This window comes from Corynebacterium sp. 122RC1 (assembly GCF_024580955.1).
Classification (GTDB): domain Bacteria; phylum Actinomycetota; class Actinomycetes; order Mycobacteriales; family Mycobacteriaceae; genus Corynebacterium; species Corynebacterium kozikiae.
The window spans coordinates 1-7,882 of the sequence record NZ_JANIKD010000036.1; the positions used below are offsets into that span (position 1 = coordinate 1).

At 61.8% G+C, this 7,882-nt stretch carries 7 protein-coding genes; 4 read left to right on the plus strand and 3 right to left on the minus strand.

The genetic code is table 11. The annotated features are described in order from the left end of the window. Window positions 1-84: 84 nt before the first annotated feature. Complete coding sequence (locus NQ050_RS10770; protein ID WP_257039348.1) at window positions 85-804, minus strand: M23 family metallopeptidase; 720 nt, start codon at window positions 802-804, stop codon at window positions 85-87. A gap of 195 nt (window positions 805-999) precedes the next feature. Here NQ050_RS10770 and NQ050_RS10775 point away from each other — a divergent pair, with 195 nt between their 5' ends. The 4 genes from NQ050_RS10775 (at window position 1,000) to NQ050_RS10790 (ending at window position 5,981) form a co-directional block, all read left to right on the plus strand. Next, a complete protein-coding gene (locus NQ050_RS10775; protein ID WP_257039349.1) occupies window positions 1,000-2,715 on the plus strand; it encodes a DUF6350 family protein in 1,716 nt (571 codons plus the stop codon). Window positions 2,716-2,811: 96 nt separating this feature from the next. Beyond that, the gene (gene purN / locus NQ050_RS10780; RefSeq protein ID WP_373566729.1) at window positions 2,812-3,468 is read left to right on the plus strand and encodes a phosphoribosylglycinamide formyltransferase; all 657 of its coding nucleotides are present in this window, start codon (window positions 2,812-2,814) and stop codon (window positions 3,466-3,468) included. Then, the gene (gene purH / locus NQ050_RS10785; RefSeq protein ID WP_257039350.1) at window positions 3,461-5,047 is read left to right on the plus strand and encodes a bifunctional phosphoribosylaminoimidazolecarboxamide formyltransferase/IMP cyclohydrolase; all 1,587 of its coding nucleotides are present in this window, start codon (window positions 3,461-3,463) and stop codon (window positions 5,045-5,047) included. Before purN ends, purH begins: the two co-directional genes overlap by 8 nt. A gap of 103 nt (window positions 5,048-5,150) precedes the next feature. Next, window positions 5,151-5,981 carry a CoA ester lyase gene (locus NQ050_RS10790; RefSeq protein WP_257039351.1) on the plus strand — a complete coding sequence of 277 codons (831 nt, stop codon included), beginning with the start codon at window positions 5,151-5,153 and terminating at the stop codon, window positions 5,979-5,981. Here NQ050_RS10790 and NQ050_RS10795 read toward each other — a convergent pair. Further along, window positions 5,962-6,633 carry a TetR/AcrR family transcriptional regulator gene (locus NQ050_RS10795; protein ID WP_257039352.1) on the minus strand — a complete coding sequence of 224 codons (672 nt, stop codon included), beginning with the start codon at window positions 6,631-6,633 and terminating at the stop codon, window positions 5,962-5,964. The two genes, NQ050_RS10790 and NQ050_RS10795, sit on opposite strands and share 20 nt — an antisense overlap. A 94-nt stretch (window positions 6,634-6,727) precedes the next feature. Beyond that, window positions 6,728-7,600, minus strand: coding sequence for a putative nucleotidyltransferase substrate binding domain-containing protein (locus tag NQ050_RS10800; protein ID WP_257039353.1), 873 nt, complete (start codon window positions 7,598-7,600; stop codon window positions 6,728-6,730). Window positions 7,601-7,882: the final 282 nt, after the last annotated feature.

Genomic DNA, 7,882 nt, shown 5'->3' on the forward strand with positions numbered 1-7,882 from the left:
CCCAAACCCCCACACCAACCCGCCCAACAAAAAACCCAGCTCCAAAAAAGGAGCTGGGACGGGAAGCCAAAGCCCAAACGCTTATTAGGCGATAACGATGCCGCGCTCTGCGAGCCATGGGACTGGGTCCACTGCGCCTTGGCCGCCGGGGTGCACCTGGAAGTGGAGGTGAGAACCGGTGGAGAAGCCACGGTTGCCCATGCCTGCGATGTTTTGGCCTGCCTCAACGCGCTCGCCAACGCTGACGGCGAGGGTTTCCATGTGGCCGTAGACGGTGATGGTGCCGTCGTCGTGGCGGATGCGGATCCAGTTACCGTAGCCGGAGGCTGGGCCGGAGTCGATAACCTCGCCGGCCATTACCGCGTAAATTGGAGTGCCAATGGAGTTGGCAATGTCAATGCCAGCGTGGAACGAACCCCAACGAGGGCCGTAACCGGAGGTGAAGGCACCTTCTGCAGGGCGCGCCACGCTCACCTTGACGGTGCGTGCCTTTTGGTCGGCCTCGGTGAGCTGAGTTGCCAGCTCCTGGGCCTTCACGAGCTGCTCGTTGATGCCAGCGAATGGCTTGAACTCGTTGATTGGCAGAATCTGTGGGGCTGCCTCTGGGGTGATCGGTGCAACTTGATCGTTTGCCAGTGCGATCTCGGAGGTGTTGGTGTTCGCGGTGTGTGCGAGTGCTACGCCGGTTGCGCCGGCGGTGGACACAGCTCCGGTTGCAACGGCAACAAAAGCAACGCGGCTTTTGATCTGAGAGGTGGACTGCTTGCGGTGCTTTCCACCGGCTACGCGCCGCGACTGCTCCATTGAAGGCCTACTTCCCGTTTTGTTACATTCCGTAACCAAGTTGTTATCTACCGGAGCCAACAGTAATGGTTTGTAACGATTTGAGCAAGCGAATCGAAAAATAATTTTAGTTTGTTCCAAAACCCCACAGAACCGGCGGGCTAAACCACAAGGATGAACCACGGTTGGCTAACACTTCGTGGCAGAGTTGAACCCATGAGTTCTCAACGCACTCGCCGACCCCGCACACGCCCGGCCGGCGCGGTCCCGGAGGGGAAGTCGCGTCCGGTTGCCGTCGTCCGTAAGCAGGAGCCCCAGGCCCCCGAGCCGCAACCTGTGGAGGCCTTGCCCACCTTGCGCACGCGGCTGCGTCGTTTTGCTCCGGTGGTGCTGCTCAACAATGCCTTGATCTTGCTGCTGAGCATTGCCTTTGCGCTGATTGCGCTGATGTCCACGGCTACGTCGATGGCGGCGCTGGCGGCGGGAACTGCGGAAGCATGGATGGTTTTCCAGCTCATCGACGTCCATGGCCGAGGCCAGCAAATCGGTGTGTTGCCGATGCTGCCTGCGCTTCTCATGGTGTGGGGATTTTCGCGCCGCATCTACCGGGCGGTGAAGGAGCGGGTGTCGCTGGCGGATCTTGCGGTTCTGGCGGTGCTGACCCTGGGCGTGCCACTCATTGTGACGTTGGTCATGTGGGGCATGCTTCTCGACGCTTCCGTGGTCTACGACCTCACCGAACCACACCTCGGCCGCGCGATTGGCATGACCCTGCTGCTTCACGCCACCGTGCTCATTGCGGGCATGGGAGTGCGATTGTGGAAGGCGCTGGCGCGGAAGTTCGGAGTTGCGCTGTGGATTATCGACGCTGCCAAGGCGGCAGCCATCAGCGTTGGCCTGCTCCTTGCGGTGAGCTTGGCGGTGTATGCCGTGAGTTTGGCTGTGCACTGGCAGCAGGTACAGGCGTCCACGTCCACCTTTACGCAATGGGGGACCGCCGGTGCTTGGGGTTTGAGTGTGCTGTATCTGCCTAACGTGGCCGTCGGTGCGCTTGCGGTTTTGTTTGGTTCCGAGGTCTACCTGGGGGCCGGCGGTGTCTCCCTGTTTGGTGTGAACATGGTGAACCTGCCGCCGCTGCCGATCCTCGCCGGCATTCCGAGCTCGGCGGCGGCGTGGGCACCGGCGCTGCTGGTGGTTGTGCTGGGTGTTTTGGTGTGGCGAGTGTACCGTGCCGGAGGCTCGGGTGAGGCGGGTGAAGTGGGCAAGCACTGGGGATTCCTGGGTAGCCTCACGCAGGCCGGTATTGCGGCATTGATTATGTTGCTGCTCGTCATCGCCGCCGGAGGCAATCTGGGTGTGTACGGCGAGTTCGGTCCAAATCTATGGCTGACCCCTTTGTTTGCGTTTGTGTGGGTTGGCTACGTGCTCGCCGCAGCTGCAGGTGTTCGGATGCTGCAACAGCGTGGCCGCGGCGACCGCCGCGGCGAAAACGAGAGCCTGGCGGCAGAGGACACGGTAGTTGCGCCGGCGGAAGAAGCAGCGCAAGCAGCGGTGGAACCCGAGGTTGAGGACGGCGCGGAGACTGCAGCGGAGTCGGCGGAGATTGCGGATGCTGCGGAGACTGTAGCCGTGGAGGCTGAGGGGCCCGTGGAGGCTGATGAGCCAGAGGAGGCTGATGACGCTGATGGCGCCGATGAAGCCGATGAAGCCGATGAAGCCGAGGGCACTGACGGCGCCGAAGATCCCGAAGATCCCGAAGATTCCGACAAGGCAGAAGAAGCCGAATTCGAAGAAGTTCCAGAAACCCCAGAGCAGCCTGCTTCTCCCGTGGAGTCTGCGGAAGGGCAGGATGCTGGGGACGTCGGTACGCTCCTGGAAGAGGCTGAAGAAGAACCCGAAGATGCTTCCGAAAATACCCCGAAAGAAAAGTGACCTTATATATAAGGAGTAATCTTCTGTTGCTCATGTGAAAATGGCTGCGCAAGTTGTTGGCTGGGGGAGTTTTCTCATAAGGCACGAGCGCATAACATGGAGCGAGTGGAAGGAACTAAAACTCAGTTGCGGGTTGTTGTGATGGCCTCGGGGTCAGGGACGCTGCTCCAAGCGATCCTGGACAATCAAGGTGCATACCAAGTGCAGGCGGTTGTGACGGACGTCGCCTGCCCCGCCAACGAGCGGGCAACCCGCGCAGGCGTACCCACCCAAATCGTGGAATTCGCCGCGGAACAAGACCGCACTATCTGGAACAAAAAGCTCGCCGACGCCGTGGCTGGATACACCCCAGACCTCGTAGTTTCCGCGGGCTTCATGCGTATCCTGGGTGCCCCCTTCCTCGATGTGTTCGGTGGGCGCATCATCAACACCCACCCGGCGCTACTCCCGAGCTTTCCCGGTGCCCACGGTGTCAGGGATGCCCTTGCCTACGGGGTGAAAGTCACCGGCAGCACAGTGCATTTTGTGGATGCAGGCGTAGACACTGGAGAGATCATCGCCCAGGAACCCGTCCGCGTCCTGCCCGGGGATACCGAAGCAGAGCTGCACGAACGCATCAAAAAGGTTGAGCGCAAGCTCATCGTAGAAGTTCTCAACACCGCCACCGTGGTCATGGGGGCGGACAACACAACCGCCACCGTGGTCATGGGGGCGGACAACCTACAAGGAGAGGTTTCAATCACCAATGAGTGAAGACCGCAAAGCAATCAAGCGCGCCCTGATCAGCGTCTATGACAAGTCCGGTTTGGAAGATTTGGCCCGTGCGCTGGATCAGGCCGGCGTGGAGATTGTGTCCACTGGATCCACTGCAGCAAAGATTGCTGAGCTCGGAATCAACGTCATTCCCGTGGAAAACCTCACCGGCTTCCCCGAGTGCCTTGAAGGCCGCGTCAAAACCCTGCACCCACGCGTGCACGCAGGCATCCTCGCGGACACCCGCAAAGAGGATCACCTGGCGCAGCTCGAGGAGCTCGAGATCGAACCTTTCCAGCTCGTAGTGGTGAACCTCTACCCATTCGAGGCAACCGTCGCCTCCGGCGCAGACTTCGACGCCTGCGTGGAACAAATCGACATCGGCGGGCCATCCATGGTCCGCGCCGCCGCGAAGAATCACCCCTCCGTGGCAGTGGTCGTGGACCCAGCGCGCTACAACGACGTCGCCAAGGCCCTCAGCGAAGGCGGTTTCACGCGCGCGCAGCGCACAGCGCTGGCAGTGGATGCATACCGCCACACCGCAGCATACGACGTTGCAGTGGCTACCTGGATGGGTGAGCAAATCGCCCAGACCAGTGAAAACGCCAAGCAGGATGCCCAGTTCCCAGAGTGGATCGGCAGCTCCTACAACCGTGCAGGCGTGCTACGCTACGGCGAAAACCCACACCAGGCAGCAGCACTGTACTCCGATGGCACCGGCCTGGCCGGGGCGCAGCAGCTCCACGGCAAGGAGATGAGCTACAACAACTACACCGATTCCGACGCCGCCTGGCGCGCCGCATGGGACCACGAGCGCCCCTGCGTTGCAATCATCAAGCACGCCAACCCCTGTGGCATCGCGGTGTCTGACACCTCCATCGCAGAAGCCCACCGCACCGCGCACGCCTGCGACCCCGTCTCCGCATTCGGCGGCGTGATTGCCTCCAACAGGGAAGTATCCGTGGAGATGGCGCAGCAGGTTGCGGAAATCTTCACCGAGGTCATCATCGCCCCAGGCTATGAAGATGGCGCGGTGGAAATCCTCTCCCAGAAGAAGAACATCCGCGTGCTTCAGGCAGACGCCCCGACCCAGCAGGTGCTCGAGCGCCGCGAAATCTCTGGTGGCTTGTTGGTCCAAGAGCGCGACCTCATCAACGCTGAGGGCGATTCCCCAGCAAACTGGCAGCTCGTTGCCGGTGAAGCCGCTTCCGCTGAGCAGCTCGCCGAGCTGGAATTTGCATGGCGCGCGGTGCGTGCCGTGAAGTCCAACGCCATCCTGCTCACTAAGAACGGCGCAACCGTGGGCGTGGGCATGGGCCAGGTCAACCGCGTGGACGCCGCAAAACTCGCCGTGGAACGTGCCAACACCCTGGCCGGCGAGGAGCAGCGAGCCAAGGGAGCCGTGGCCGCGTCGGACGCCTTCTTCCCCTTCGCTGACGGCTTCCAGGTGCTTGCCGACGCCGGGGTCACCGCTGTAGTGCAGCCCGGCGGTTCCATCCGCGACGCCGAAGTGATCGAGGCCGCAAACGCAGCAGGTGTGACCATGTACCTCACCGGTGCACGGCACTTCGCGCACTAAGCGGATTAGCGGCAGGGCTCCTTCCCACAGGCGGGCAGGGGCCCTTTTCCATTGGCAGCGAAATGTGTGCGCGCGAGCGGCTGCCTTGACTAGATTTAGCCTCATGAAGATTTACGGACCAGCAATCCTGTTCGCGCCCGCGGGCCGCCCAGAAATCATCCCCAAGGCCGCGCAGAAGGCGGACATGGTAATCCTCGACCTCGAGGACGGTGCCGGCGACATAGACCGCGAAGCCGCCTACGCCAACATCCGCAACAGCGGCCTCGACCCTAAACGCACCATCGTGCGCACCGTCGGCCCCACCGACCCCAACTTCGCCCAAGACGTTGCCTTTGTGCGCACCACCGAATACACCCAGGTCATGGTGCCAAAAATCTACTCCGAGGTGCCGGCGGAGCTCGACGGACTCGAGGTCATCGCCATGATCGAAACCCCGCAAGCCGTGGTGGCCATGGAGCGCATCGCACAACACCCTAGCGTCGTGGCGCTGTTCTGGGGTGCGGAAGACCTCACCGTTGGGCTCGGCGGTACGCACTCACGCAGGCTTCCCGACGAACCCAGCCCGGGCCCATATCGCGCAACAATGAGCTTGGTGCGCTCGATGATGCTCATCCACGCCGCTGCCGCGGGCAAATTTGCCATTGACGCTGTGTATGCGGACTTCCGCGACCCGGAGGGCATGCACATCGAATGCATCGACGCCTGCCGCAGCGGTTTTGTAGCATCCGCCTGCATCCACCCCGCCCAGGTGGATACTGTGCGCAAGGCATATGCCCCGGATGCTGCGCAACTCGAATGGGCGCAGCGGGTAGCCGAGGAAGCCACCAAGCACCCCGGTGCGTTCAAGCTAGATGGTGAGATGATCGACGCCCCTCTGATCACCCAAGCCCAGCGGGTGCTGGACCGGGCAGCGGCTATTTCTCCAGAGAGTTAATCAGCTCTAGCGTGCGTGCCACCCTGTCTGCTGGCAGGGCGGCGCCGAGTACGGCGAGGGCGGCGTCGGCAAGCATGATCGCAAGCGTTGGCAGGGAGTCCTCTTTGAGGGGGAAGGGGGCGACGCCATCGTTGGGGCGCATTTCCACCACACTGAGCGCGATGTGGAACGGCAGGTCAGCGCGAGGATCGTCCGCACCCACGATTTCCGAGGCGATGTCTTTGAAGATCTGCCGCAGGTTCGCGCGCTGCTCATGGTAGGCAGCGAAGTCCTCGCTTGCGGCAGTGGGGAGCTGGTACAGCCTGCCGACGTTCCACCGCGTGGATAGCAACAGGCGCGCCTCGGAGGCAGTGAGTGCCCAAAGGCGCAGCTCAGGGGAGTCCGAGCTTTCACCGAAGAGGTCCGCGAGCTGCGTCGATGGCTCCATGGTGGAGCTCAACAACGTGAGGAAGATTTCCGTCTTGGAGGGGAAGTGGTAGTACAGCGACGCCTGGCGAATGCCCACCGCATCTGCAATTTGGTGCGTGGACGTGGTGGCAAAGCCCTGCCGGGTGAATAGCTCCGCGGATGCGTCGAGGATCTCCTCACGCGCGGTGCTGCCGCGGCGGCGTGGGCTGTTCTTACGGGGACGCCCGACTGCTCCTCCAGCCATGAACTCCCTTTCTCCTGGTGGATTGGCCAAGCGTTACCCCAAAGGGGTGGTGGCCAAAACAATCATCGAACTAATAACTATACAACTGCAGGCGCTACCCAAGCGAACGCATCACGCCAGACACCATCCGTGCTGCCGCACCAAAAGTGCTGCGCTGGATGGGTAGCAGGTATGCGGCGGTGGTGTAGCTGGTATGCACGCGGTCCGCAAAGCGTCGGAACTGCAACTGCAGTCCTGCGTCCCAGGCTTGCAAAAGATCCGAGGCTTGCGCCTCGTTGAGCACCCCACCCTTGGTTGCGGCTTCCACGCGCTCGGGCGTGGAGGTGGCCTCTGAGCCGGCCGCCACCGACGCCCAACGAGCAATAGCAATGATGGGGTAGAGCAAGTCCTGCCGAATGTTCACCGGAACATCCTGGATAGGCAGCCCGTCCTTGGTCTGGACTGCCGGAAGCTCGTAGCGGCGCGCCTCAGTGAGCAGTGCGGCGTGGTCGCCGCGGTCCAAGACGGCGCGAAGGAACCAGGTTCCGGCGTCGGCAAAAATTGCCAACCCGGCGCCATCAGCTTCCGCGATCCGCTCCTCCCACTGCTGCTTGGTGAGCGCCTGCGCACCAAACGGAGTCTCCTCGGTGTTCAAACCGATGTCCTGGAGGAGAGCCGTGAGTGGTGCGCTGCTGGTGCCGGAATCGCCTACGGTGAGCCACTTGATGGGGGAAGAGGGGAGTGCGTCACCGCGGCCAACTGGGCCGGTGAGCACAATGTCTGCGCCGTTGGTGAGGCTGCGAACACCCTCGGAGTGCAGGACGTCCGTGACAAGCTGGGAGTACCACGCCACGAGCTCATGAGGGCTTTCATTGTGGTCAATGGCATTTCGCGCAAGGTCTTGCGACTCCGCAAGAATCCCCCGAACCATCGCAGGATCAGAACACAGAGGGGCTTGTTGTGCGAGCTCTACCAGCGAATTGTGCATGCTTCCAAGGATAGATCAGGCAACAACTGAACTTCCAACCGCGTGGGGGTTGTTGCCTTCTTGGGTGGCTCTTCGTTCTGTGATCTGTGCGCCGGGCGTTGCGGTGAGGTTGGGAAGTGGGGTTGGGTTTTGGGGTTGGGTTTTGGGCTGTTTTGGCGTTGGTCGACATCTAAAAGTCGATAGGCCGTTGCGTTGGTCGAAAGGGCGGCGGATTTTGGGGAAATTGGCGTGATATCGACTTTGGGATGTCGACCAACGCTTCCTATCGACCAACACAATAGG

What these genes read in the sequence shown, in the direction of transcription:
- purH (WP_257039350.1), top strand. Translation starts at nt 3,461, where the DNA reads ATGAGTGAAGACCGCAAAGCAATCAAGCGCGCCCTGATCAGCGTCTAT.
- NQ050_RS10790 (WP_257039351.1), top strand. Translation starts at nt 5,151, where the DNA reads ATGAAGATTTACGGACCAGCAATCCTGTTCGCGCCCGCGGGCCGCCCA.
- NQ050_RS10795 (WP_257039352.1), bottom strand. Translation starts at nt 6,633, where the DNA reads ATGGCTGGAGGAGCAGTCGGGCGTCCCCGTAAGAACAGCCCACGCCGC.
- purN (WP_373566729.1), top strand. Translation starts at nt 2,812, where the DNA reads ATGGAGCGAGTGGAAGGAACTAAAACTCAGTTGCGGGTTGTTGTGATG.
- NQ050_RS10775 (WP_257039349.1), top strand. Translation starts at nt 1,000, where the DNA reads ATGAGTTCTCAACGCACTCGCCGACCCCGCACACGCCCGGCCGGCGCG.
- NQ050_RS10800 (WP_257039353.1), bottom strand. Translation starts at nt 7,600, where the DNA reads ATGCACAATTCGCTGGTAGAGCTCGCACAACAAGCCCCTCTGTGTTCT.
- NQ050_RS10770 (WP_257039348.1), bottom strand. Translation starts at nt 804, where the DNA reads ATGGAGCAGTCGCGGCGCGTAGCCGGTGGAAAGCACCGCAAGCAGTCC.